Annotated in this window: 27 protein-coding genes and 1 riboswitch; of the genes, 11 read left to right on the top strand and 16 right to left on the bottom strand. The window is 71.2% G+C overall.

Translation table 11 applies throughout. The features are described from left to right. Positions 1 to 82 precede the first annotated feature (82 nt). From G515_RS0113345 to G515_RS22765, 6 genes are read left to right on the top strand one after another with little or no spacing between them, the layout of a single operon-like run. Complete coding sequence (locus tag G515_RS0113345) at positions 83 to 1,141, top strand: AAA family ATPase (RefSeq protein WP_036555780.1); 1,059 nt, start codon at positions 83 to 85, stop codon at positions 1,139 to 1,141. Between the two features lie 7 nt (positions 1,142 to 1,148). Continuing rightward, complete coding sequence (locus G515_RS0113340; protein WP_028660533.1) at positions 1,149 to 2,063, top strand: DUF58 domain-containing protein; 915 nt, start codon at positions 1,149 to 1,151, stop codon at positions 2,061 to 2,063. Continuing rightward, positions 2,047 to 2,544: a hypothetical protein gene (locus tag G515_RS0113335; protein WP_028660532.1), complete on the top strand. Its 498-nt coding sequence runs from the start codon at positions 2,047 to 2,049 to the stop codon at positions 2,542 to 2,544. The genes G515_RS0113340 and G515_RS0113335 overlap by 17 nt, the downstream gene beginning before the upstream one ends. A gap of 2 nt (positions 2,545 to 2,546) precedes the next feature. Then, entirely contained in the window at positions 2,547 to 3,572 is a 1,026-nt protein-coding gene (locus tag G515_RS21385) for a VWA domain-containing protein (protein WP_051218368.1), read from the top strand. Continuing rightward, complete coding sequence (locus G515_RS0113325) at positions 3,569 to 4,507, top strand: vWA domain-containing protein (protein WP_028660531.1); 939 nt, start codon at positions 3,569 to 3,571, stop codon at positions 4,505 to 4,507. Before G515_RS21385 ends, G515_RS0113325 begins: the two co-directional genes overlap by 4 nt. Continuing rightward, positions 4,504 to 5,172: a hypothetical protein gene (locus tag G515_RS22765; RefSeq protein ID WP_028660530.1), complete on the top strand. Its 669-nt coding sequence runs from the start codon at positions 4,504 to 4,506 to the stop codon at positions 5,170 to 5,172. The genes G515_RS0113325 and G515_RS22765 overlap by 4 nt, the downstream gene beginning before the upstream one ends. Positions 5,173 to 5,194: 22 nt before the next feature. On the opposite strand, the gene G515_RS0113315 is transcribed toward G515_RS22765, so the two are convergent. The 9 genes from G515_RS0113315 to G515_RS23510 all read right to left on the bottom strand — a co-directional run bounded on the left by G515_RS0113315 (position 5,195) and on the right by G515_RS23510 (position 13,540). Further along, entirely contained in the window at positions 5,195 to 6,121 is a 927-nt protein-coding gene (locus tag G515_RS0113315) for an alpha/beta fold hydrolase (RefSeq protein WP_028660529.1), read from the bottom strand. A 110-nt stretch (positions 6,122 to 6,231) separates the two neighbouring features. Then, entirely contained in the window at positions 6,232 to 6,576 is a 345-nt protein-coding gene (locus G515_RS21375) for a Rieske (2Fe-2S) protein (RefSeq protein WP_084653552.1), read from the bottom strand. 16 nt (positions 6,577 to 6,592) lie between these two features. Continuing rightward, the gene (locus G515_RS0113305) at positions 6,593 to 8,326 is read right to left on the bottom strand and encodes a GMC oxidoreductase (protein WP_036555523.1); all 1,734 of its coding nucleotides are present in this window, start codon (positions 8,324 to 8,326) and stop codon (positions 6,593 to 6,595) included. Between the two features lie 164 nt (positions 8,327 to 8,490). Beyond that, positions 8,491 to 9,093, bottom strand: coding sequence for a nucleotidyltransferase family protein (locus G515_RS0113300; protein ID WP_028660527.1), 603 nt, complete (start codon positions 9,091 to 9,093; stop codon positions 8,491 to 8,493). 7 nt (positions 9,094 to 9,100) lie between these two features. Further along, positions 9,101 to 9,655 (bottom strand): hypothetical protein, encoded by a 555-nt coding sequence (locus G515_RS0113295; RefSeq protein ID WP_028660526.1) that lies wholly within the window; start codon positions 9,653 to 9,655, stop codon positions 9,101 to 9,103. 263 nt (positions 9,656 to 9,918) lie between these two features. Further along, complete coding sequence (locus tag G515_RS0113290) at positions 9,919 to 10,191, bottom strand: acylphosphatase (protein WP_028660525.1); 273 nt, start codon at positions 10,189 to 10,191, stop codon at positions 9,919 to 9,921. Positions 10,192 to 10,370: 179 nt separating this feature from the next. After that, a complete protein-coding gene (gene groL / locus G515_RS0113285) occupies positions 10,371 to 12,008 on the bottom strand; it encodes a chaperonin GroEL (protein WP_028660524.1) in 1,638 nt (545 codons plus the stop codon). Positions 12,009 to 12,376: 368 nt separating this feature from the next. Then, the gene (locus tag G515_RS21370) at positions 12,377 to 13,237 is read right to left on the bottom strand and encodes an ATP-grasp domain-containing protein (protein ID WP_051218367.1); all 861 of its coding nucleotides are present in this window, start codon (positions 13,235 to 13,237) and stop codon (positions 12,377 to 12,379) included. 159 nt (positions 13,238 to 13,396) lie between these two features. Continuing rightward, positions 13,397 to 13,540, bottom strand: coding sequence for a GPGG-motif small membrane protein (locus G515_RS23510; protein ID WP_169570605.1), 144 nt, complete (start codon positions 13,538 to 13,540; stop codon positions 13,397 to 13,399). A gap of 261 nt (positions 13,541 to 13,801) precedes the next feature. Here G515_RS23510 and G515_RS21365 point away from each other — a divergent pair, with 261 nt between their 5' ends. From G515_RS21365 to G515_RS0113260, 3 genes are all read left to right on the top strand, one after another. Then, a complete protein-coding gene (locus tag G515_RS21365; protein ID WP_051218366.1) occupies positions 13,802 to 14,371 on the top strand; it encodes an RNA polymerase sigma factor in 570 nt (189 codons plus the stop codon). After that, positions 14,368 to 15,171: a hypothetical protein gene (locus G515_RS0113265; protein WP_028660523.1), complete on the top strand. Its 804-nt coding sequence runs from the start codon at positions 14,368 to 14,370 to the stop codon at positions 15,169 to 15,171. The genes G515_RS21365 and G515_RS0113265 overlap by 4 nt, the downstream gene beginning before the upstream one ends. Before the next feature lie 261 nt (positions 15,172 to 15,432). Next, complete coding sequence (locus G515_RS0113260; protein WP_028660522.1) at positions 15,433 to 16,410, top strand: ketopantoate reductase family protein; 978 nt, start codon at positions 15,433 to 15,435, stop codon at positions 16,408 to 16,410. Here G515_RS0113260 and G515_RS21360 read toward each other — a convergent pair. The 4 genes from G515_RS21360 to thrC all read right to left on the bottom strand — a co-directional run bounded on the left by G515_RS21360 (position 16,404) and on the right by thrC (position 19,681). Beyond that, positions 16,404 to 17,285: an SGNH/GDSL hydrolase family protein gene (locus G515_RS21360; RefSeq protein WP_084653550.1), complete on the bottom strand. Its 882-nt coding sequence runs from the start codon at positions 17,283 to 17,285 to the stop codon at positions 16,404 to 16,406. The genes G515_RS0113260 and G515_RS21360 overlap by 7 nt on opposite strands. A 149-nt stretch (positions 17,286 to 17,434) precedes the next feature. Further along, positions 17,435 to 17,902, bottom strand: coding sequence for an OsmC family protein (locus G515_RS0113250; protein ID WP_028660521.1), 468 nt, complete (start codon positions 17,900 to 17,902; stop codon positions 17,435 to 17,437). A 159-nt stretch (positions 17,903 to 18,061) separates the two neighbouring features. After that, positions 18,062 to 18,340: a MoaD/ThiS family protein gene (locus G515_RS0113245; protein WP_028660520.1), complete on the bottom strand. Its 279-nt coding sequence runs from the start codon at positions 18,338 to 18,340 to the stop codon at positions 18,062 to 18,064. 66 nt (positions 18,341 to 18,406) lie between these two features. After that, positions 18,407 to 19,681, bottom strand: coding sequence for a threonine synthase (gene thrC, locus G515_RS0113240; protein ID WP_028660519.1), 1,275 nt, complete (start codon positions 19,679 to 19,681; stop codon positions 18,407 to 18,409). A gap of 9 nt (positions 19,682 to 19,690) precedes the next feature. Next, positions 19,691 to 19,830, bottom strand: a riboswitch (SAM riboswitch). A gap of 185 nt (positions 19,831 to 20,015) precedes the next feature. On the opposite strand from thrC, the gene G515_RS0113235 reads away from it, so the two are divergent. Both G515_RS0113235 and G515_RS0113230 read left to right on the top strand, forming a co-directional pair. Continuing rightward, the gene (locus G515_RS0113235; RefSeq protein ID WP_028660518.1) at positions 20,016 to 21,779 is read left to right on the top strand and encodes a histidinol-phosphatase; all 1,764 of its coding nucleotides are present in this window, start codon (positions 20,016 to 20,018) and stop codon (positions 21,777 to 21,779) included. Continuing rightward, on the top strand, positions 21,776 to 22,396 hold the full coding sequence (locus G515_RS0113230; RefSeq protein WP_028660517.1) for a hypothetical protein: 621 nt from the start codon (positions 21,776 to 21,778) through the stop codon (positions 22,394 to 22,396). Before G515_RS0113235 ends, G515_RS0113230 begins: the two co-directional genes overlap by 4 nt. A gap of 127 nt (positions 22,397 to 22,523) precedes the next feature. Here the strand turns inward: G515_RS0113230 and otsB are convergent, their stop codons facing one another. From otsB to napA, 3 genes are read right to left on the bottom strand one after another with little or no spacing between them, the layout of a single operon-like run. Next, positions 22,524 to 23,357: a trehalose-phosphatase gene (otsB, locus tag G515_RS0113225; RefSeq protein WP_028660516.1), complete on the bottom strand. Its 834-nt coding sequence runs from the start codon at positions 23,355 to 23,357 to the stop codon at positions 22,524 to 22,526. 33 nt (positions 23,358 to 23,390) lie between these two features. After that, positions 23,391 to 23,957 carry a LytR C-terminal domain-containing protein gene (locus G515_RS0113220; RefSeq protein ID WP_051218363.1) on the bottom strand — a complete coding sequence of 189 codons (567 nt, stop codon included), beginning with the start codon at positions 23,955 to 23,957 and terminating at the stop codon, positions 23,391 to 23,393. Positions 23,958 to 23,965: 8 nt separating this feature from the next. Continuing rightward, a complete protein-coding gene (gene napA / locus G515_RS0113215) occupies positions 23,966 to 24,259 on the bottom strand; it encodes a nucleoid-associated protein NapA (protein ID WP_051218362.1) in 294 nt (97 codons plus the stop codon). Between the last annotated feature and the right edge of the window lie 82 nt (positions 24,260 to 24,341).

The raw sequence follows: 24,341 nt of genomic DNA, 5'->3' as shown, positions 1-24,341 counted from the left end.
AAGTGTTTCCGGACCCCGTCCGAGGGGCACCAGGATCGTGCCCCACGCATCCCGCACCGCCCGCACCAGCCGAGAGGCCGCCATGACGCTCCCCGCCGACCCCGTCATCTCCCCCGGCGCCGCCTCGCACCCGGCCCCGCCCTCGAGCGAGGAGATCGCGGAGGCCGGTGAGGTGCTGCGCACCGTCACCGACTCCTTCCGCGCCCGGGTGGCGGGGCAGGACCGCCTGCGCACCGCGCTGATCGTGGCGCTGCTCGCCGAGGGCCACGTGCTCCTGGAGAGCGTCCCAGGTCTGGCCAAGACGCTGGCGGCGACCACGCTGGCCGGTTCGGTGGCAGCCGACTTCTCCCGCATCCAGTGCACCCCCGACCTGCTGCCCAGCGACATCATCGGCACCCAGGTCTACGATCCGCGCCACCACGAGTTCGAGACCCAGCTCGGGCCCGTGCACGCCAACATCGTGCTGCTCGACGAGATCAACCGCGCCAGCGCCAAGACCCAGTCGGCGATGCTCGAGGCGATGCAGGAGCGACAGACCTCGATCGCCGGGGTCGTGCACCCGCTCCCCCAGCCGTTCATGGTGCTCGCCACCCAGAATCCCATCGAGGAGGAGGGCACCTACGTCCTGCCCCACGCCCAGATGGACCGGTTCCTGCTCAAGGAGATCGTCACCTACCCCCGCCCGGAGGACGAGCTGCTGGTGCTCGACCGCTTCCAGGACGGCACCCTGGGCGGCACCGACCGCTCCCGCGACCCGGCACCGGTGATCACCTCCGATCAGGTCCGCCGGCTTCAGGCCCTCACCCGCCGGGTGTACGTCGACCCGGCGATCAAGCGCTACATCGTCACCCTGGTCGGCGCCACCCGGGAGGCCAGACAGGCCCTCGGGCAGGGGCCGGCGCACCGGCTGGGCGAATACGTCGAGGTCGGTGCCAGCCCGCGGGCCTCGATCGCCTTCTTCCAGGCCGCGCGGGCGCTCGCGGTGATCCGGGGGCGGAGCTGGGTCATCCCGGAGGACATCCGCGAGCTGCGTCATCCCGTGCTGCGCCACCGGTTGCACCTGAGCTTCGAGGCGCTGGCCGACCAGGTCCGACCGGAGACCATCATCGACGCCGTCTTCTCCGCCATCCCCTCACCGTGAGCCGACCGTGCCGCACCTGACCAGGGTCAAGTCCCGCCTCGCGCTCCGCACCCACCGTCCGGTGCGCGGGGTGCTCGACGGCGAGTACGCCTCGCTGCACACCGGCCGCAGCCTGGACTTCAACGACCTGCGCGAGTACGTCCGCGGTGACGACGTCAAGGACATCGATTGGAAGGCCTCGGCCCGGTCCCGCTCGCTGCTGGTGAAGCGCTACGTCGCCATCCGGCAACACCAGATCACCCTGGTCGTCTCGACGGGCCGCTCGATGGCGGCCGGCAACACCAGAACGCGGAGCAAGCGGGAGGCCGCGGTGCTGGTGGCCGGTCTGGTGGGGTGGCTGGCGTTGCGACACGGCGACCAGGTCACCGTGGTCCACGGGGACAGCGCCGAGCAGCACATCCGCCGCCCGGCCACCACCGAGGTGGCGCTGGAGCACGGCCTCGCGGCGATCCACGACGCCACCGTGCCGGGCGCGGCTCCGAGCGACCTCGCCGGTCTGTTGCGCTTCGTCACCCGGGTGGTGAGGCGACGCAGCATCCTGCTGGTGGTCACCGACGACCCGGCCACGGATCAGGTCGAACCGGCCGGTGACGAGCCGCTCGATCCGGCGTTGGAGTCGGCCCTGCGCCGTCTGGTGGTGCAGCACGAGGTCCTGCTGGTCACCGTCGGCGACCTCGACCCCACCACCGCGTCCGCCGACACCCTGGTCGACGTCGACACCGCGACGGCGGTGCCCGAGTGGCTTCGCGGCGACGCACAGTTGCGGGCCGAGTACGCCGACCTGGTGGCCCGCCGCCGGGCACAGTGGCGCTCGACCCTGGAGCGGCTCGGCATCGCCCACGAGCAGGTCGGCGATGAGGACTCCGCGGTCCCGGCGGTCTTCCGGCTCCTGGAGAGGCACCGGCATGCGCATGTTCGCTGACCTCGCCGCCCCCGCCCCCGACGAACTGGTCGATCCCGTCGGGTACTCCTCGTGGTGGGCGCTGTTCGGCGTCCTCGCCGTTCTCGCTGTGGTGGTCTACTACGTCGTCGTGTCGCTGTGGGGCCGACCGTGGCGACGCCGGACGGAGCAGCGCCGCGGCGGCGACGTGGGCACGGTGCGGGCCCAGCACCTGGAGCAGCTCGACGCGGTCGAGAGCGCGGTGGCCGCGGGCAGCCTGGCCGCCCGTGTCGCCCACCAGCAGCTGAGCACGATCCTGCGCTCCTACGTCGCCCAGGTGACGCCGATCGAGGCACCGGTGATGACGCTGGAGGAGCTGCGCGCAGACGCGCCCGCCGAGCTCGCGGAGGCGATCGAGGTCATGTATCCACCCGAGTTCGCACCCGACGACCTCGGCGGCGCCGACCGCGCCTTCGGCGAGGCCGCCCACCGTGCCCGGTCGCTCGTGACGAGGTGGGGGTGAGCATGGAGCTGGGCGCCGACCTGCGCTGGCCGCTGATGTGGCTGCTGTTGCTCGCCGTCCCGCTGGCCGTGCTGGTGGGTCTCGCCCTCCGTCCGGGCCGCCGCCACCGCGACACCACCTGGGTGGCGCACAGCGGCGTCCTGCGCGGCCTCCCCCGCTACGCCGTCCTGCTCCGGCGGCGCCGCTTCTGGGCTTGGTGGCGGGCGGCGGCCGCACTGCTGGTCGTGCTGGCCGCGGTCTGGCTGGCCGCGCGTCCCTCGGCGGTCACCGCCCAGCCACCCACCGAGCGCAGCCGCGACATCATGCTCTGCCTCGACTCCTCGACCTCGATGACCGATGAGAACGTCGAGGTCCTGGCCGCCTTCCGGGAGCTCGTCGACCAACTGGAGGGTGAGCGGATCGGGCTGACCATCTTCAACGGCGCCGCCGTGCCGGTCTTCCCCCTGACCGATGACTACGACTTCATCCGCGACCAGCTCGACCTGGCCGAGCAGAAGCTCTCGGTCGAGGATCCCGACTACGTCGCCGGCACGATCCTGATGTACGGCGGCAGCTCGCTGGTCGCCGACGGTCTTGTGACGTGTGCGCAGAGCTTCGATCGGCCCGAGACCGAGCGCGGTCGCGCGGTCGTGCTCGCCTCCGACAACGAGCAGCAGGGACGCACCATCTTCACCATGTCCGAGGCGGGTCGCTACGCCGCCGACCGGGACATCGTCGTCTACGGGATCGGCTCGCCCGCGCTGCGCCGAAACCCGGACCTGCGAGAGGACTTCGAGGAGGCGGTCGCTCCCTCGGGCGGCACCCTCACCCTGCTCGGCCAGGGGCAGACCACCGGGTCGATCGTCGACGGCATCCAGCGGCTCGAGCGCACCCGACTGCAGCTGCCCTCCCGGCCGGTGCCCCATGACCAGCCGGCCGCACCCACGGCTCTCGCCGTCGTCGGGATCGGACTGCTCGCCACCGGATGGGTGGCCGAGTGGGTGCTGGCCCGTCGTGACCGTGCCCGGATCGGCCGGGTGCGCCCATGACCCCTCTCCTCCGCCGGCCCGCCACCGTCGCGCTGTGGACCCTGCGCTGCCTGGTGCTGCTTCTCCTGGTCGGGGTGCTCGTGCGTCCGGGGTGGGGCACCGACCACGCCGAGGGGCGTCTCTCCGATCTCGACGTCCTGGTCGTGGTCGACCGCACCCGCTCGATGGCCGCGCTCGACCAGCCCGACGGCGGCCCCCGGATCAACGCCGCCAAGGAGGATCTGCACGCGCTTGCCGAGGAGCTCGCCGGGTCCAGGTTCTCCCTGATCACCTTCGGCGGTGACGTGGTGCGCACCGCGATGCCGTTCTCGACCGACCTCGCGGCCTACGACTCCCTGGTCTGGACCCTGCGGCTGGAGGACCCCTACTTCGGCGCCGGCTCGATCATCGATCAACCGCTGGAGGAGATGCGCACCCGGCTCGAGCAGAGCGCCGAGCAGCACCCCGACCGGCGCCGGGTGGTGGTCTTCGTCAGCGACGGCGAAAACACCAAGAAGGGTGCCGAGCAGCGCTCCTTCGCCGAGCTCGCCGACGTGGTCGACGCGGGCGTGGTGCTGGGCTACGGCACCGAGTCCGGTGGACCGATGCCGGTCGAGGACGACGGCTCCGGGGAGGAGGTCATGCGTGACGACGAGGGCGAGCCGATCCTCTCCCGGAGCGATCCCGACAACCTCGCCCGGGTCGGTGCCGATCTCGGGATCCCGGTGGAGCGTCGTACCGTCACCGACCCCACCCCGATCGCGGAGATCACCGACGGCTTCGCCCCGACCTACGCCGCCGGCACCGACCCGGTGGAGACCGACCGGGAGTTCACCTGGCTGCTCGGCCTGCTCCTCCTGGTGCTGGTGCTGGTGGAGGTGACCCTCGCGGTCCGGACCCTGCGTCTCACCCGTCGTCCGGCCCCCCGCCCTCGCCCCCACGGCGGCAGCCGATGAATCGCACCCGCTCCACCCTCCTGCTGGCCGGTCTGCTGCCCGCCCTGATCCTGCTGGCCTTCGCGGCGAAGGTCGGCCTGATGCTGGGCAACCAGAGCAGCGGGGACCGGGCCTATGCCGCGGGTGACTTCCCGGCCGCGCTGGAGGACTACGACGCCAACCGGCGACTCAACGTGCTCGAGCGCTGGATCGCGCCGTTCGACGCGGGGGTCGCGGCGTTCCGTACCGGCGACCACCAGGGCGCGGTCGCCCGTTACCGCGAGGCGCTCACCGTCGTGCCCGAGGACCGCGAGTGCGTGGTGCGGATCAACCTCGCCCTGGCCTTCGAGGCGCTCGGCGATGACGCCGCGCGCTCCGGTGACCGCGCCGCGGCCGAGCAGCACTGGCAGGCCGGCGTGAACGCGCTGGCCGAGGGCGGATGCCCCCAGGACGCCGGCTCCGAGGAGCTCACCGAGGACTCCGGATCGGTCGACCAGCGGCTCCGGGAGAAGCTCCCGCCGACCGGTCAACGCCAGCCCCCGCCGCTCTCCGACCCGCCCCCGCCGGAGGATGAGACCCCGCAGGAGGAGTTGCTCGAGGAGCGCAACGAGCGGGGCTACCAGGAGCGCCGCGACAACCAGCAGTGGCTCGACGACCAGCGGGGCGACCCCGAGTACAGCTGGTGATCAGTCCACGCCGAGTCGTCGGTCAGGTGGTGGCTTGCCCTCCGTCGGTCGGTCCGGTTCCTCCGCCGCCGTCGGTGTGGCCGGCGATCGCATCGACGAGGTCGGGCCACAGGTGCTTGGGGCGGTCGTGTCCCATATCGGGCATGAGCACCAGCTCTGCGCCCGGGATCAGCTCGGCCGTACGCCGGCCACCGCTGGGATCGATCAGGGTGTCGTCGAGCCCGTGGATGACGAGGGTCGGGAGCCGCAGCCTCGCGAGTGCCGCGGCGCGTGACCCGTCGAGAACCATCGCGCCCAGCTGCCGGGCAACGCCGGCCGGGTAGTAGGCGCGGTCGTAGCTGGCCGCGGCCAGCTCCCGCAGTGCCGCGACATCGGGATAACGCCTCGACGCCCACACCGTCTCCGCTTCAGCGGCACGCACGTACCCGTCCCGGTCGGCCGGCCTCGGGGTGAACAGGATCTGTTGGGCTCGGGCCGAGGACCGGCCGACCTCGGGTTCGCCGGTCGAGGACATCATCGAGGTCAGGGTGAGGATCCGCGCCGGATGCTCGATCGCCATCCGCTGGGCGATCATGCCCCCCATCGATGCGCCGACGACGTGAGCGCGCTCGATCCCCAGCGCGGTGAGCAGGCCGATCCCGTCGGCGGCCATGTCCGAGAGCGTGTAGGGGATCATGCCCTGCGCTGCCGGGATGTCACCGTGGCTGACCGCGGAGACGAACGCCGCCAGATCCACCGGGTGGCGGTCCCACTTGGTGGAGAGACCGCAGTCCCGGTTGTCGTACCGGATGACGTGGCGACCGCGTTCGGCGAGCAGACGGCACAGGTCCTCGTGCCAGGCGATCAGCTGGGCACCGACACCCATCACGAGCAGAAGCGCGGGGTCATCCGGGCTCCCGAACCTCTCGTAGGCGATGTCGACGTTCGGCGCGACACGGACAACAGGCACCCGGTGACTGTGCCACAGCCGTGTCCCGAGGAGACCACCGATCTCCTCTCGGGGACGTGCGCCGCACGGCTCGGGCCGCTGGCGGGGAGCCTCCGATCGCCGCGGTCCGCTCAGATGCGGGGGGCGATGCGGGCATGGATCTGCTCGTCGATCACCTCGACCGCATGGGTCTCGAGCCCTTCCATGGCGGGCCCACGAAGCACCTCCCCGGTGGTGAGGTCGTAGCGGCAGCCGTGGCACTGGCAGATCATCGTGGTGCCCTCGAGCAGCCCGGCCGAGAGCGGGCAGGCCTCATAGGTGCACAGATCGTCGACGGCGTACAGGTCGCCGTTGACCCTGGCGACGGCGACCCGGCGCTTGTGCTCGGCGACGTAGTAGGGCACGACGAATCCCTCGGTCACCTCGGCGGCGGGGCCGAGGAGACGGAATCCTTCACGGCTGCTGGTGGCGGGCATGGCGTCTCCCGGCTGGTCAGTAGGGGTATTCGGGAATGATGTCGGCCGCGCGCGCGTCGAGCCGCAGTTCGCCCGGCACCCCGGCCGGCACGATCGGCCGTCGCGGTAGGACCGGGGCGATCCGCTCGTACCCGGAACCGAGCGGGGGACGGGGGTCCGGCTCGCCCTTGTCGGGCCACAGCGACATCGCGCGCTCGGCGAGAGCGGTGATCAGCAGGGAGGGGTTCACCCCGGGGTTGGCGGGCATCACGCTGCCGTCCATCACGTGCAGCCCCGGGTGCCCGAAGACCCGCTGGTAGGGGTCCACGACGCCGTCATCGGGCGACTCCGCGATCGACATCCCGCCGATGAAGTGAGCCGACGCGGTCCGGTCGAGCACCTCGAAGGCCAGTGCCCCCTGATCGGCCCCCATCCGGGTCGCCAGCCGGTCGACGTACTCCTCCACGACCGGGATGTGGGCGGCGGGTGGCGTGCCGGGTCCGGGCTTGCTGCGCAACATGCCGTTCTTCCAGAACAGGTCGATGGAGGTGTCGGAGGTCTGCATGCACAGCATCACCGCCATCCGCTCGGACCAGTGCCGCGGGTCGTCGAACTTGAGCACCTCTCCCGGACTGGTCACCAGCTTCTTGAGCCACTCCCGGGTGGGATGATCCTGCGCGCCCTGTTGGTGAAAGGTGAACATGAAGGCCATCAGGTTGCTGCCGCGGCCGTAGTAGACCGGTTCGATGCTGGTGTAGGGGTCGGGCCAGACACCCGAGGTGATCGAGACCGATCCGGGAGTGATGTGGACCCGCTCCGGGTCGCGCTTCCAGTCCTCGTACGGGATGGTCACGCTGAGCAGTTGCTCGGAGTTGGTACGGGCCCGCCTGCCGAGCTCGGTGGAGAGACCGGGCAGGGTGCCGTCGTACTGCATGTGGTGGAGCAGCTTCGCCGAACCGTAGGCATGAGCAGCCACGATCACCTGCTCGGCGGTGTAGACGTGGCGATCCCGCTTGAACGCCCGCTGCATCCAGCCGGGGTGACGGGCGCGCACCTCGAACCCGCCGCCCTCCAACGGCACCACCTCGTGCACCTCGTGCAGTTCGTGCACCCTGGCCCCGAACTTCTCGGCGAGGTAGAGGTAGTTGACCGTCAACTTGTTCTTCGCGTTCCGCCCGCAGCCGATCATGCAGTCACCGCAGTTGATGCACCCGGTGCGACGCGGTCCGACACCGCCGAAGTAGGGATCCTCGACCTCCTCACCGGGGGAGCCGAAGTAGACGCCGACCGGCGCCCGATTGAAGGAGTGACCGACCCCCATGTCCTCGGCGACGGCCTTCATGTTCCGGTCGAAGTCGGTCAGCATGTAGGGGACGCGCTCCACGCCCAGCATCCGGCTGGCCTGATCGACGGCCGGGGCGAGTTCCTCGGACCAGTCGGTGATGTGCGACCACTCCGGCGCCTCGAAGAACTGCTTCGGGGGGACGAACAGGGTGTTGCCGTAGACGTGCGAGCCCCCGCCCACCCCCGCACCGGAGAGGATCAGCACGTCGTCGAGCACGGCCATCTTCTGGATGCCGTACATCCCCAATTCGGGCTGCCAGAGGAACTTGCGCACGTCCCAACTGGTGGTCGGGATGTCCTCGTCCAGCCAACGCCGGCCGGCCTCCATCACGCCGACCCGATAACCCTTCTCGGTGGCGCGCAGTGCCGCGACGCTCCCCCCGAACCCGGAACCGACGACGATGACGTCGTAGTCGAAGCCACTCATGCGGATCTCCTCACACCCGACAGTCCGGCAAGCAGCCCCTGCGGCGAGATCTACTGCGCCACGACCCGGGGCCCCAGTGATTCAGTCCAACCTGCGACTCACTCTAGGGGCACCCGACCCCGTTGGCACCACCATCCTTCGCCCGGTCATGGCGGGGCGGCGCGTCAGGCCGGGGTGTCGCGGTCCGCTCCGCCGGCCAGGTCCCCGCACTCGAGGAGGGTCACGGCTCGCCCGGCCAGGTAGCGGCGAGCACCCTGGTCGCCGTGGGTCTGCTCCGCGATCATCGGCCAATGGGCGCGGCCCAGCAGCACCGGATGACCCGGTACGCCGCCGTAGGCGGCCCGGGCCAGGACCTGGTCGGCTTCGCGACCGACGGTTGCCGCCGCGAGCAAGCGCGCGACCACGCCGGGGCCGACGTCCGGCAGGTCGACGAGGTGCACGACCGCGACCTCGGCATCCCCGTCGGCCAGCTCGGCCAGCTCGGCCAGCCCGGCCACAAGCGATGCGGACATCCCGTCCGACCAGCGCTCGGCGCGTACCACCCTGACCGCACTCGGCGCCTTGCCTGCCCAGTCCTCGGCCAGCACTCGCTCGGCCTGGTCCGCCGAGGCACCCAGGACCACGAGTACGTCCTCGCAGCCCCCCTCGAGCAGGACGCGCACGCTGCGGGTGAGCCAGGCGGTGCCGTCCGGGTCGCGCATCAGCGCCTTGGGCCGGCCCATCCGGCGGCCCGCACCCGCGGCGAGGAGGAGCCCCGTGGCGTGCACGCCTGGCTCAGTTGAACGCGGCGTCGTACAGCTTCTGGAGCTGCGGGGAGACCGGCCCGCTGAAGCCGCACACGGTCAAGGTGCCCTCGTCGTCGGCCGCCAGGAGGTAGTCCTGGCCCTCTTCGAGGGAGAAGTCGCCCTCGAACGCGGCCGCCCCGGGCATCGCCACGGCGACCGTGTCGCCGACGGTGCCGGCGTACACGTCGGTGGTCTCCACGGTGGCCTGGTCTCCGTCCACCGAGACCACCGTGCCGGCCAGGGCGAGGTCCTTGGCGGCCAGCGCCTCTGAGGTGGGGACCAGGCAGCGGCCACCGGCCGCCGGGAAGGCGAGCGTGGTCACGGCCGGGGCGGAGGTATCCGCAGACGAGGGGGCGCTGGGAGACGCCGATCCGCTCTCGGAGGGGCTCGCCGACGAGCCGTCGGCGGAGGTCTGCGACGCGTCGTCACCCGCCGCATCGTCATCTCCGAACATGGCGAACAACGCGTACCCGAGGGCCACGAAGACCACTGCTGCGGCGAGGGCACCGGACAGCAGGGCGAGGCGGGGCTTCTTCGTCTGCACCCCCCTATCCAACCAGCCCGGCCCAACAGCCGCGCACACATCCCGCCGTGAGGGAAACGCTGATCAATACCGGCATCGCGAGCGTTGCGAGGCGAGTGCGTCCGGCAAGCCGCGGGAGCGAAGGCATGCTGGGGCCGATCGAGCGAGCGCGGCGCCGCCGGCGTGCCGCATCGCGGCGCGCAGCAGGCGGGATTGATCAGCGTTTTCCTGGGTCTTGGCCCGCCCGATCCTTCCGCCCCACCCCGTTCCCCGCGGGCACCGGATCACCGGCGGACCTCGAAAGTCTCGGCCCCAATGGTCCCGGAGGGGGTGACCTCGAGGTGGTCCACCCGCGCCTTCGGCGGGCCGATACGGCACGTCTCGATCAGCGCGAGGACGGCGGCGGACTCCCCCTCGAAGTGGCCGGTCACCGAGCCGTCGGGCTGGTTCGCGACCCAGCCGGTCACGCCCTGCCGGCGGGCCTGCTCGGCGACGTAGGCGCGGTACCAGACCCCTTGGACCCGCCCGGTCGCACGCACGTCGTAGGCAGCGCTCACCCGGCCATCCTGCGACACCGTCACGAACCGCGCATCAACCCAGGGACGGCACCGCGGCGGCACACGGACGGAACCACACAGGGACGGAACGACATGGGGACCGCACGGGAACGGCACAGGGCCCCCGCCGTGACGGCGGGGGCCCTGTGGTGATGCTCAGGTGAGCACGGGGGCGGGGCTCAGAAGCCCATACCGCCCATGCCGCCCATGTCGCCCATGTCGCCACCGGGCATGGCCGGCGCCTTCTCGGGCTTGTCGGCCACGACGGCCTCGGTGGTGAGGAACAGCGCGGCGATCGACGCGGCGTTCTGCAGCGCGGAACGGGTCACCTTGGCGGGGTCGATGATGCCGGCGGCGATCATGTCGACGTACTCGCCGGTGGCGGCGTCCAGACCGTGACCGGGGGTGAGACCCTTCACCTTCTCCGCGACGACGCCACCCTCGAGACCGGCGTTGACCGCGATCTGCTTGAGCGGGGCGGAGGTCGCGCTCTGGACGATCGCGGCACCGACGGCCTCGTCGCCCTCGACCTCGAGCTTCTCGAAGGCCGCAGCGGCAGCCTGCACCAGGGCGACGCCGCCGCCGGCGACGATGCCCTCCTCGACGGCCGCCTTGGCGTTGCGCACGGCGTCCTCGATGCGGTGCTTACGCTCCTTGAGCTCGACCTCGGTGGCCGCGCCGACCTTGATGACGGCCACGCCGCCGGCCAGCTTGGCGAGGCGCTCCTGGAGCTTCTCGCGGTCGTAGTCGGAGTCGGAGTTCTCGATCTCGGCACGGATCTGGTTGACCCGGCCCTCGATCTGGGCCTGGTCGCCAGAGCCCTCGACGATGGTGGTCTCGTCCTTGGTGATGACGACCTTGCGGGCCTGGCCGAGCAGCTCGAGACCGGTGGTCTCCAGCTTGAGGCCGACCTCCTCGGAGATGACCTGGCCACCGGTGAGGATGGCGATGTCCTGGAGCATGGCCTTGCGGCGGTCACCGAAGCCCGGGGCCTTGACGGCGACGGACTTGAAGGTGCCCTTGATCTTGTTGACGACCAGGGTGGAGAGCGCCTCGCCGTCGACGTCCTCGGCGACGATGACCAGCGGCTTGCCGGTCTGCATGACCTGCTCGAGCAGCGGGAGCATGTCCTTGACCGAGGAGACCTTGGAGTTCGCGATGAGGATGTAGGGGTCCTCGAGCACGGTCTCCATGCGCTCGGTGTCGGTGACGAAGTACGCCGAGATGTAGCCCTTGTCGAAGCGCATACCCTCGGTGAGCTCGAGGTCGAGACCGAAGGTGTTCGACTCCTCGACCGTGATCACGCCCTCCTTGCCGACCTTGTCCATCGCCTCGGCGATGATCTCGCCGACCGTGGTGTCAGCCGCGGAGATGGACGCGGTGGAGGCGATCTGCTCCTTGGTCTCGATGTCCTTGGCCATGGCGAGCAGCTGCTCGGACACAGCGGCGGTGGCCGCCTCGATGCCGCGCTTGATGCCCATCGGGTTCGCACCCGCGGCCACGTTGCGCAGACCCTCGCGGACCATCGCCTGAGCGAGGACGGTCGCGGTGGTGGTGCCGTCGCCGGCGACGTCGTCGGTCTTCTTGGCGACCTCCTTGACGAGCTCGGCGCCGATCTTCTCGTACGGCTCCTCGAGCTCGATCTCCTTGGCGATGGACACACCGTCGTTGGTGATCGTGGGGGCGCCCCACTTCTTCTCCAGGACGACGTTGCGGCCCTTGGGGCCGAGGGTGACCTTGACGGCGTCGGCGAGCGTGTTCATGCCACGCTCGAGGCCGCGCCGGGCCTCCTCGTTGAAAGCAATCAGCTTCGACATAACTCCTGCGATCCTCGCATTGAAGAGTCTGGGGAACGGGGCGATGGGTTGCCCGCGACGGACGACCCGAGCCGACCGGCGAACCCTTCTCGCCGGAGCACCGGGCCTCAACTGACACCGCTCCGAGTGTTGTCACTCTCGGTATGAGAGTGCCAGCCTCATGTTTAGCACTCGACCATGGCGAGTGCAAGAAATGCCGGGTGAATCTCGCCTGGTTCCAGCGATCGTCGCCGTCGCGTGCGTCACCCGGAGGGGGTGCCTTCACGGCCGAGCGCTGAAGGCGGATATGGGGCCCGTCGAGGTGCGGCGATGCGCACGGCGCGAGCGGACGGCGGCGCGCAGCAGCCGCAGGATCGCTGGATCGGGGGTCAGGCGTTCCCGAGTTCCTGGCAGACCCGCGCGACGAGGTCGGCGAACCGCTCCGCGTTGGTCGGCACGACGTCGAGATAGAGCCCCGGCTCGATCAGCTCCAGTTCGCTCAGCACCCAGCCGCCGTTCCAGGGCATCAGGTCCGCCCGGGCGTACGCCGGCCGCGTGCCGGTGAGCGACTCGACGGCCGCCACCGCCGCCAGGGCCAGCGCGGCCGACTCCGGCTGGACGGGCACCTGGGCCGAGCGGCCGCCGTGTTGCTCGTGGACCCGGACCTCGCCCTCCCCCGGAACCTTGTCGACCTGGGCGACGACCTCGTCGCCGAGGACGAAGAGTGAACGCTCCCCCAGCGTCCGGATCCTGTCGACCAGGGGCTGGACGATCCACGGACCGGGCAACAGGCCGATGAGCCGCTCGTCCTCGACCGATCCGAGGGGTACGACGCCCAGGCCGCCCGCGCCGATGCGCGGCTTGACCACCACCTCCCCCCACCGGTCGAGCGAGTCGGCCAGCACGGTGAGCAGGGCACTGTCGTCGAGCAGCTCGGTCGGCAACGTCGGGACCTGCTCGGCGAGCAGGCGCAGGTAGGACTTGTCGGCGTTCCACTCGATCAGGCCGCCGTTGAGCACGGTGGTCTCGGCCGCCACCCGCCGGGTCCACGCCCGGAACTCCGGCCAGCGCCGGTGGTAGTCCCAGGTGCTGCGTACGGCGACCAGATCGGCGTCCCCCCAGCGCACGTCGGGGTCGTCCCAGCGCACCCAGCGGGCCTCGATCCCGCGAGCCGCCAGCGGCGCGATCAGGTCACCGCCGGGTTCTCCGGTCGGCATGAGTTGGAAGGTCGCCAGGAAGACGGTCGTCACCCGGGCGAGCCTACGGTGACGACCCGCCCGGGGACCGACCCGGCACCGGCGCCGAGGACGACGCCTCGGCGCAGGAGTGGGCCCTCGAGACACACTCGCTCGGTGTCGGGCGGATCCGGGGCTCCGATCCGGCGGCGGATCGGCGAACCGACCCGGCGGCTACCCGAAGACGCTGATGCCGCCCGGACCGATCAGCAGGCCGACGACGATCAGGACACCGCCCCAGAGGAACTGCCCCCGGATCAACGAGACGATGCCGGCGATCACGAAGATCGCCGCGATGATCAACAAGATGATTGTCATGGATGTCCACACCCCTTTCGTTGCCGTGTAGTACCCGCCTGTGGGCTCGGCTAACGACCACAGGTCCGGTCGCGGGCCGCCGGCCGGTCGGCACCGGTCGATCCACGCCTACGCTCACATGTCGACGCTCACGCGGTGCGGGCGTCCCTGTGCCCGGGGCCGGCCCGTCCGGTGGGCCGGGCCGACCCACCGAACCGCGAGACATGCCACAAAAGGCCATCCGAGCCGACACACTTGTGCTCGATCGGACAGGAACTAGGTGTGGAGTCCACTACTTCGTCCCCAGCGGAGCGTGAACAACGCTTCCGGGAGGTCTACGACGCGGTCTACCTCGACCTGCTTCGTTTCGCACGCAGACGCGTCCACCCGACCCGTGCCGAGGATGTCGTCGGCGAGGTCATGCTGGTCGCGTGGCGCCGCCTCGACGAGGTTCCCGTCGATCTCTCGGCGGCGCGCGCCTGGCTCTTCGGCGTGGCACGCAACGTCCTCCAGAACACCCGGCGACGCGACGCGAGGCACGATGCCGTCGCCGTCCGCCTCGCCGAGGTTCGGCACGCTTCCGAGGTGGTTGGCAGCCACTCTGATCTGGTCGCGCACCGGGTCGACATCGCGGCGGCCTGGGCACTGCTGAGTGCCTCCCACCAGGAGGCGATCGCTTTGTCGGTCCTCGACCGGCTCACCGCCCCCGAGGCAGCCGCCGTGCTAGGCATCTCACCGACCGCGTTCCGTCTTCGCCTGTCGCGCGCTCGCCGCATCCTGCGCAGCCATGTCGACACCGCCGCCGGCGGCCGCCTGACCGACCGCTCTGCTTCCGAGAGGAGCCCCCGATGAACAAGCACTCCGCCGCTGCCCTCACCGCTGCTCTGCGCGATCTCGACCCCGCTCCTGAGGCAGTCCTGACCGACGAGGAGCGGCGGCACGCAGATGCGGCGTACGACCGCATCGTCGCCACCCCTCACGGCGTCGGGCCCGCGGCGGGTGGGCCGCGGCGTCGCCGGTGGCGGCTGTGGGTGCCGCTGGGTCTCGCCGCGGCGGCGGCCGCCGCCATCCCTGCACTCGTGCTCGGCGCCGGCTCCGCCTTCGCGTCCTGGACGCCCACCCCCGAACCGCTCGCCCCCGCGGAGGCAACTGCGGCCGCGGCCGCCTGTCGCGCAGGCCTCGGCATGCCGGCGGGCCCGACTCCGACGCTGGTCGCCGAGCGGCGCGGGGACTGGACCTATGTGCTCATCTCCGAGCCCGACGCGGAAGGGAGCTGCCTGATGCCCAACGATCTCGTCGGGCAGGACGACTCCGACCACGAGGTCATAGGGAGCTATGACCCGGACCCCGGCAAGGCCCCGACCCTGGCACCGGATCGGATCGATGAGACCGGAAGCATGGCGAGCAGCACCGACGAGGGGTGGTTCCGGAAGGGGTGGCTGACCTGGACCCACGGCTACGTCGGCAGCGACGTCACCGCCCTCACCGTCCACACGCCCCTGGGCTTCGATGTGGAGGCCTCGGTCGAGGATGGGCGATTCGCCGCTTGGTGGCCATCGGACCAGCCCAGCAGTGAGAACCTCGAGGTGATGGAGGCGTGGGACTACACCGTGACGCTCGCCGACGGGAGCACTCGGCATGCCACCGGATGACTCCAGAACGTGGGGTCGGTCACTGCCCACTCGTCTTCGCGCCAGGGGGCCGCGGCACCCGATGACCGGCCGCCCCTGCCGCGGGGCCGCCCGGCTCGTGGGGGGTTCGCGCGCCGGGCGGCGTACGACACCGCCGGTCTCCGCACGGTGAGCACCCGGTGCGTCAGACCCAGGAGACGTCGTTGCCCTCGGGTCGGACCGCTGCCGGGTGCGGATCCACATGCTCGATGCCTCCTGTTGGCCCCGGCTACGCTGCCGGGCGTGGACGTCTGCGTGGTGGGGCTCGGAGCGGTCGGCGGGTTGATCGGTGCGCGGCTGGCCCGCGGCGGGGTTCCCGTGTCGGCCGTGGCCCGCGGAGCGACCCTGGAGGCGGTACGCCGCGACGGTCTGACCCTGATCGAGGACGGCGAGCGGTCGGCGTACCCGATCCGCGTCTCCGGCGACCCCGCGCATCTGCGCACCCCCGACGTCGTCCTGCTCTCGGTGAAGGCCACCGCCCTCCCGGCGGTGGCGCCCACCGTGGCCGCACTGCTCGGGCCGCACACGACGGTGGTGAGCGCGACGAACGGAATCCCGTGGTGGTTCTGCGACGGGCTGCCGCTCCCGCCGCCGGGCGGCGCCGCCGCGATCCCGTCCGCCGACCCGGGTGGGGTGCTGCGGGCCACGTTGCCACCCGGGCAGGTGCTGGGGAGCGTGCTGCATCTGAGCGCCTCGACACCCGCTCCGGGAGTGGTCGAGCACCGCTTCGATGAGCGGATCGTGCTCGGCGAGCCCACCGGCGGCACCTCGGAGCGGGCCGAGCGGGTGGCGGCACTGCTGCGCACGGGGTTCACCACGCAGGTGAGCGACTGCGTGCAGCGCGACGTGTGGTTCAAGCTGTGGGGCAACATGACGATGAACCCGCTCTCGGCGGTCACCGGCGCCACCATGGACCGGATCCTGGACGACCCGGAGCTGCGCGGGTTCGCGACCAGGTGCATGCGCGAGGCCGCGGAGGTGGGTGAGCGGATCGGGCTGCACATCGACGTCGACCCCGAGCAGCGGCACGCCGTCACCCGGCGGCTCGGCGCGGCACGCACCTCGATGCTGCAAGACGTCGACGCCGGCCGGCCGATCGAACTGGACGCGCTGGTCACCACGGTGATCGAACTCGCCCGCTCGCTCGGCGTACCCACCCCCGAACTGGAGACCCTGCTGGGGCTGGCGCGGGTGCACGCGCAGGTGCGGGGCCTCTACTGACCAGGCGCCGGGGCCGGCCCCAGCCCGGCGGCCAGTGGTGGCTGGTGGCCGAACGGGACGTCGCCGCCCAGGCCCAGGGCCGCGAGCACGGAGGGCAGGATCGCCTTCGCCGTCCTCGCATAGCCGTGCGCGCTGGGGTGGAACCGGTCCAGGCTGAACATCTCCTCCGGGTTGGTGATGAAGAACGGTCCGACGACCTCGGAGAGGGACACCGCATAGGCACCGTGTTCGCGGGCCGCCCGCGCCTGGGCGGCGGCCAGCTGCCTGGACGCGCGCGAGCCGAGCAGACGGAGCGGCTGCGGCACCGGCTGGAGCATCCCGAGATCGGGACACGTGCCCACCACCACCCCCGCGCCCTTCGCCCGCAGCCAGGTGACGGCGTCGACCAGGTGCGACACCGACTCCGCCACCGGCACCCGGTGCGTGACGTCGTTGCCGCCGACGATGACCACCGCGACGTCCGGGCGGTACGACGGCGGCAGCCCGGTCAGTTGATCGGCGATCATCGACGACTCCGCCCCCACCCGCGCCACCGTGGTGAGTCGCACCGCCCGCTCGGTCTTCTTGCCGACCTTCTTGGCCAGCCGGGCGCCCAGCGTGCCGCGGGGCTCCTCGGCCCCGAGCCCCGCCGCGATCGAGTCACCGACCACGAGCAGCTCGATCGGCTCGCCGTACCGCTTCTTGTAGGTCTTGTCGCTGGTCGGCGCGCTCTCCCCGTGCGGCTTGCCGATCACCGCCCGGGCCGCGGCGGCCTGCCGGCTGAGCAACGCCCGCGCACCCACGCCGAGCACGACCGCCAGCGCACCGACTGCGCCAGCCACGCTCGCGGTCACCGCGAGACCAGCCATCCAGCGCGCGTCCTCCCGTGTCCCCATGGTGAGCTTCTAACCCGCCCGGGTGAACGCCGAACGGATGCCGCCCGGCCTCGGCGGGAACTTCCCGGGTCATCGCGCCCGGACGCGCTCGGTCCAGGGCGGCCCCGGACCGTGCCCTCGGTCCTAGCCCTCGGTCCTAGTCCTCGGTCCTAGTCCTCGGCGAGCAGGATCTCCGGCTCGTGGGTGACCGGGAAGTTCATCGAGGCCGCGATGAAGCAGTTCGCACTCGCTTCGGCGTGGATGGCGCGGGCGGTCTCCACCTGCTCGGCTGCGGCAACGCTCACCCGCGGCCGAAGCACCACCGAGGTGAAGTGACCGCCCTGCCCGGACTGCGACATCGTGCCGACCGGGCTGTCGTCGTACGCGGTCACCACGACACCATGTCGTACGGCCGAGTGCAGGTAGGACAGCAGGTGGCACTGGGCCAGGGCGGCCAGGAGCAGCTCCTCCGGGTTCCAGCGGCCGGCGTCGCCGCGGAAGGTGGGGTCGGCCGATCCGAGCAGCTCGGGCTTGCCCGCGGCCCGCAGCAGCACATCCCGGTCGTAGTCGCGGTAGCCGCTGGTGCCGCTCCCCCGGTTGCCCTGCCAGGTCAGGTCGAGCGCGTAACGGTGATCCATGCCCCCAGTGTCCCCGACCGCCGCACAGGTACGCCGACCAGGAGATCCGCGCAGGCCGGGGGCGATCTCGCCCGCAGGGTCGGACGCGGACCGAACACAGCTGCGCCGACCCACCGCAGGATCGCGGTGGGTCGGCGCAGGCGTAGCGACGCAGCGGGGTCAGCAGCCGCCGGCGACGGCGGGGATGACCGAGATCTGGGTGCCGTCGGGGGTGGGGGTGTCCAGGTTGTCGAGGAAGCGGACGTCCTCGTTGCCGACGTACACGTTGACGAAGCGACGGAGCCCGCCGTTGTCGTCGAGGATGCGGCCCTTGATGCCGGCGTAGTTGGCCTCGAGGTCCTCGATGATCTCCGCCAGCGTGGCGCCCGAGGCGGACACCTCGGACTCGCCACCGGTGTAGGTACGCAGGATGGTGGGGATGCGGACGGAGCTGCTCACGTGGATTCCTTCGCTGGTGTGGCTGGGGTGTGGCTGGGTGACGGCTGGGAGGCGACTGACGGCGGGTCAGGCGAGCCCGGTGGCCGCGAACGCGGAATAGGTCGGCGCGATCGTGGCCGCGGGGCCGACCGAGCCGCTGACCGCGTCGAGGGTCTTGAGGCCGTGACCGGTGTTGATGATGACGGTCTCCGCCTCGGGGTCGAGCTGACCGGTCTCGACGAGCTTCTTCAGCACCGCGGTGGTGGTGCCGCCGGCGGTCTCGGTGAAGATGCCCTCGGTGCGCGCGAGCAGCACGATGCCCTCGCGGATCTCGTCGTCGGTGACGTCCTCGACGGCGCCACCGGTGGAGTTGGCGATGTCGAGGACGTAGATGCCGTCGGCGGGGTTGCCGATGGCCAGGCTCTTGGCGATCGTGTCGGGCTTGACCGGGCGGATCGCGTCCACGCCGGCCTTGTACGACGCGGAGACCGGCGAGCACCCGTTCGCCTGGGCACCGAACACCTTGTAGGGCTTGTCCTCGACCAGTCCGAGCTTGATCAGCTCCTGGAAGGCCTTGTGCACCTTGGTCAGCTGGGAACCGGACGCCACCGGGATGACGATCTGGTCGGGGAGCCGCCAGCCGAGCTGCTCGGCGATCTCGTAACCGAGGGTCTTGGAACCCTCGGCGTAGAAGGGGCGGACGTTGACGTTGACGAACGCCCAGCCCTCCTCCTCGCCGGCGATCTCGGAGGCGAGCTTGTTGACGTCGTCGTAGTTGCCGTCGACGGCGACCAGGTTGCTGGTGAAGACGGCGGAGTTGACCTGCTTGGGCTGCTCCAGGTTGCTCGGGATGAAGACCACGGTCTTGATCCCGGCCCGGGCGCCGGCCGCGGCGACGGCGTTGGCGAGGTTGCCGGTGGAGGGGCACGCGAAGACTCGGGCCCCGAGCTCACGGGCGGCGCTGAGCGCGCAGGCCACCACGCGGTCCTTGAAGGAGTTGGTGGGGTTGGTGCTGTCGTCCTTGACCCAGAGCTTGGCCAGGCCGAGTTCGGCGGCGAGGTTCTTCGCCTCGAGGAGGCGGGTGAAGCCCGGCTCGGTGTTGGGGCTCTGCTCGATGTCGGTGGGGACCGGGAGCAGCGCCTGGTAGCGCCAGATGTTGCGCGGGCCGGCCTCGATCTCCTCGCGGGTGATGCTCGGGTAGGCGTAGGCCACCTCGAGCGGTCCGAAGCACTCCGGACAGGCGTAGTGGGGGCCGAGGGCCACCTGGTGACCGCACTCGCGGCACACCAGCGCGGTGGCGTTGCCGAAGGCGCCCTCCCGCAGTTGGTTCTCGCGGACAGCTTCGGGGGCGACAGCGCTCATGAGTCCTCCTCCTCATCTTCCCCGAGCGCGACTCTCGCCCCGGGCCGGAATTAGCACCTCTTCCACGAACCGACGCGAGGTCGCGGCGGAGGATCGTGGCGGTTGCCGGGACTTCTTCGGGCCGTTCCCTCAGTCCCTCTCGATGAGCGCCCTCACTGTAGGCAGTCCGTACGTCGGGATGCACATCGGCATCTCATATCTCGGTCAGGCGTCTCATTGATCGAGATCGCCGGCGACGCTTCACCGCCCCGTCACCTGACGGCCGCCCAGCGGACAGACCCGGCCGGTTGTCTCGATGTGCTCTCCCCGACGAATCCGGACGAAGGAACCCCACGTGAGCCACCACCCCGACGGACACTCGCACGACCACGCCGCGCACGGCCATTCCCACGAGCACTCCCGCGAGGTCGACGACCTCACCCTCGCCGCCTCCTCCGATGCCTCCGACCGCGACCTCACCCCGGCCGAGGTGAACCGGCGGGGCCTGCTCCGCGCCGCGGGCATCACCGGCGCGCTGACCGCGGGCATCGCGGGGATGACCGGGATCAGCCCGGCGATGGCCGAGGAGGCCGCACGCCGCCGCGGCACCACGGACCGAGCCGGCCAGGGCGACCAGCCGACCAAGGGCGGCAAGATCCGGCACTGGCTCGCCGGCGACCACCACATCCACACGCAGTACTCCTCCGACGGGCAGTACACGGTCCTCGACCAGGCCCAGCACGGTGCGGCGTACGGGCTGGACTGGATGGTCATCACCGACCACGGTGGCCCGACCCACGCCCACCTCGGGGTCGACCTGGTCAACCCGGACATCCTGGCGGCCCGTGACGAACTCGACGGCACCTTGATCTTCCAGGGACTCGAGTGGAACATCCCCGCCGCCGAGCACGGGACCGTCTTCGTGGCGCCGGGCAAGCACGAGGTCGCGGTGCTCAAGCAGTTCGAGAACAAGTACGACGGCAGCGTGCGCGACGCCCGCGAGAACACCGCCGAGAACGAGGCACTGGCCGTCGCCGGCATCCAGTGGCTGGGCCAGCAGAAGGACAAGCGCCGGGTCGAGGACGCACTCTTCCTGGCCAACCACCCCGCTCGCAACGGCATCGACAGCCCGCACGAGGTGCGCGCCTGGCGCGACGCGGATGACCGGATCGCCGTCGGCTGGGAGGGCGCGCCCGGACACCAGGCCGGCGGTCTGCCCACCGGCTACGGGCCGGGCAGCGCCCGCGGGGCCTACGGCAACTCGCCGAGCTCCGCGTCCTTCCCGGGCTACCCGCCGGAGAGCTACCGCTCCTGGGGTGGCTTCGACTTCTACACCTCGACCGTCGGCGGCCTGTGGGACTCGCTCCTGGCCGAGGGCAAGCCGTGGTCGATCTCGGCCAATTCCGACTCACACCGCAACTGGGGCGACACCTCGGCCCGCCCGGACGGCTCCACCTCGGAGCAGTTCGACCGGGACGGGCGCTACGGCAACCCGGTCTACGGCGGTGCCGTGGAGTTGGAACGGGCGGACTTCTGGCCCGGCTTCTACAGCCGCACGCACGTGGGAGCCGCCAGCCGGGACTACACCGCGGTGATGAAGGGCATCCGCGACGGCCGGGTCTGGGTCGACCACGGCAACCTGGTCAAGCAGGTCGACGTGCGCGTGCTCGCCGGAGCACGCTCGGAGACCCTCGGCGGCACCCTGCTGGCCAAGCGCGGCAGCCGGGTCCGGCTCGAGATCACCATCACCGCCCAGGACGTGCCGAACTGGGCGATGTTCACCCCCAAGCTCAACCGGGTCGACCTGATCCGCGGCGCCGTGGACCCGTTCCACGCCACCTCGGACCGCGACACCCTCACCGCACCGGACACCAAGGTCATCGAGCAGACCGACACCTCGGGACGCGAGGGCACCTTCACCCTCCGCTACGACCTCGGTGAACTCGACGAGGCGTTCTACGTGCGGCTGCGCGGCACCGACGCCAACCGCTCGCAGGTCGGCTATCTCGGCGACGACGTCGACCCGGCCGGACCCGCCATCGACGTCGTCGGCGACGCCGACCCGTGGACCGACCTGTGGTTCTACACCAACCCGATCTGGGTGCTCCCCTCGCGATGAGCCCCTCGGTCTCGACCGCAACCTCCACGGCCACCCGCGCGGTGGCCGTGGACACCGGCGCGCGCAGCCTCGCCGACGTCGAACACCTCGCGCACGGTCTGGATCGGGCTCTTCACGTCGTGTTCGGTGCGGACCAGGACGCCTACGTGCTCAGCAGCCACGTCGCCCGTACGCCGATCGCGCGCCACGTCGCGGTCATCACCTGGCCGTCGTCGCCCGCGACCGATCCCGACACCGTCACGGCCGCGGTTCTCGACCAGTTCGCCGGACTCGCTCTGGTCGAGGGCACCCTGGTGGCCGAGCCCGCCCTCGCCCCCGGTGCGCGGGACGCCGCAGCGGAGGCCCTCAGTCGTCGTACGGGCCGCCTGATGCGCTACCCCGGCCGGTCCTCGGTGGAGTCGGTCACCACCGCCGCACGGGCGGTCGCGGAGAGTTGTGTGGATGCCGTGCGGGGTCTCGCCGGGGTCCTCGTGGAGCCCGACACGACGCTCGACCTGACCGGTTTCGCCCGCCCGACCTGGCAGGACGGCCGGGCCGTCCTGCTGGTCCAGCAGGGTCGCCAGGGTCTGATCCCCTTCGAGGTGCGCGACCAGGTCCCCTGCTGTTCCACGCACTGACCCGGTTCCTGCTGCTGCACCGGCGGGGTCCGGGACGTGGACCCACGATTCACCGGAAGGTGAGGGTGGATCGCCGTCCCGGACCTGCTCGGGTCGACGACTCGGGAGAGCCCCACCCGATCGCGGATCAGGCGGCGTCGGCGATGAGCTTGCGCAGGAGCGCGAGCACGCCGTCGGGTCCGGGGACGACGATGTCGCTCAGACCGATCAGGGCGTTCTGCTCGTCGGAGGCGGAACAGACCAGCAGGGTGGCCAGACCGGTGGCGGACCAGGCGGCGACGGACTCGAACGCGTCGATGTCGCCCAGGTCGTCGCCCGCGAACAGGATGCCGCGCGCACCCACCCGGTCGACCAGGGTGTCGACGGCGATGCCCTTGTCCATGCCGGGTGCGCGCACCTCGATGACCTGACGGCCGGGCTCGAGGATCAGGTCGTGGGCCGCAGCTTGCTCCCGCAGCGCCGGCAGCAGTCGCTGGTAGGCGCCTTCGGGGTCGGGCATCCGGCGGGTGTGGACGGCGACGGCCAGGCCCTTCTCCTCGACCCAGGCCTCGGCGGCGTCGTGTTCGCGCAGGAGACGCGGCAGGCCGCGCTCGAAGGAGGAGAGGCCGGCCGGGGGCCGCGGGCTACGGATCCGGCGATGCTCGGTGCTCCATCGTTCGTTGCCGTACTGGCCGAACACGTGCAGCTCGGTGCCGTGCTCGGCCAGGGCATCGCCGACCGATTCCAGCCCGCCCAGGTCGAGGACCTGACGGGCCGGTCGTCCGGTCACCACCGCGATCGCGCGGACGTGCGCGGCCAACTCGACCAGCACCTCGCCCGCCTCGGGGTGGATCCGAGCCTGCTCCGGGTCCTCGACGATCGGCGCCAGGGTGCCGTCGAAGTCGAGGGCCACCAGTGCTTCGGAGGCCACCGCGGTCAGGGCGGCGTACCGGGCGGCACCGTCGGGCGAGACGAACTCCATGCCTTCAGCCTCGCACCCCCGGTGGGCCGCTGCTCAATCCAAGGGTGACGTCAGGATGACGGTCAGGCGATCCATCTGCATCGGGTCGACCGCGGCGCTGACCCGGTCGATCCCGAGATCCAGCGCCAGTTGCTCGGCCTCGCGCTCCATGCCACCGGGGTAGTAGACGGTGTTGTCGGGGATGGTGCCGTACCAGTTGTCCGCGCCGACGACGTTCCAGCCGGCCGAGGACGCCTGGCCGCTGACCTCGCCGGCGAGACCGGTGATGCCGGAGTTGTTGAAGACGACCACGTAGGTCTGACCCCGCTCGATCGGCTTGGGCTTGGGCTTCGGCTTGGGCTTCTTCTGGGTCGGCTCGGCGGTGGGCGAGGAGGTCGCGCTCGGCGAGGTGGTGGCCGAGGGTGCCTCGGCGACCGGGGTGATGTCACGCTCCTCGGGCTGGTCATCACCGGTGGCGAAGAAGGCCACCGCGGCGACGGCGACGGCCGCCACGCTCAGCAGCACCACCGGCGAGGACAGTACGGCGCCGCGTTCGTCGCGCGGGCGCGCGGTCCGGGAGCGGTATTCGGAGTGCCGGGAACGGGGAAGGAAGGCACGCATGGGTTCTCTCAGATCTCGAAGCCGAGGCGTCGTGCGGAGCGTTGCCGCTGCCGGGCCGCGCGCAGACGGCGCAGCCGACGGACGAGCAGCGGGTCGGCCGCCAGCGCCTCGGGGCGGTCGATGAGTGCGTTGAGCACCTGGTAGTAGCGGGTCGAGGACATGTCGAACTTCTCCCGCACGGCGGACTCCTTGGCGCCGGCGTACTTCCACCAGTGCCGCTCGAACTCGAGGATGCCCTGATCGCGCTCGCTCAGCCCGGGCTCGTCCGACTCGTTGCCCGGCAAAGCGTTGGCCGCATCCATGCGATCCCCCAAGGAAGTCCAGAGTGGTGCTCGTCGGGGCTCACTCTAACCCGCGAACCACAGCGATGTAGTTCTCCGCGCG

The sequence above is a fragment of the Nocardioides insulae DSM 17944 genome, from assembly GCF_000422825.1.
Classification (GTDB): Bacteria; Actinomycetota; Actinomycetes; order Propionibacteriales; family Nocardioidaceae; genus Nocardioides; species Nocardioides insulae.
Note: the sequence above shows the minus strand (reverse complement) of the source record. Positions and strands in the feature narration are given on the sequence as shown.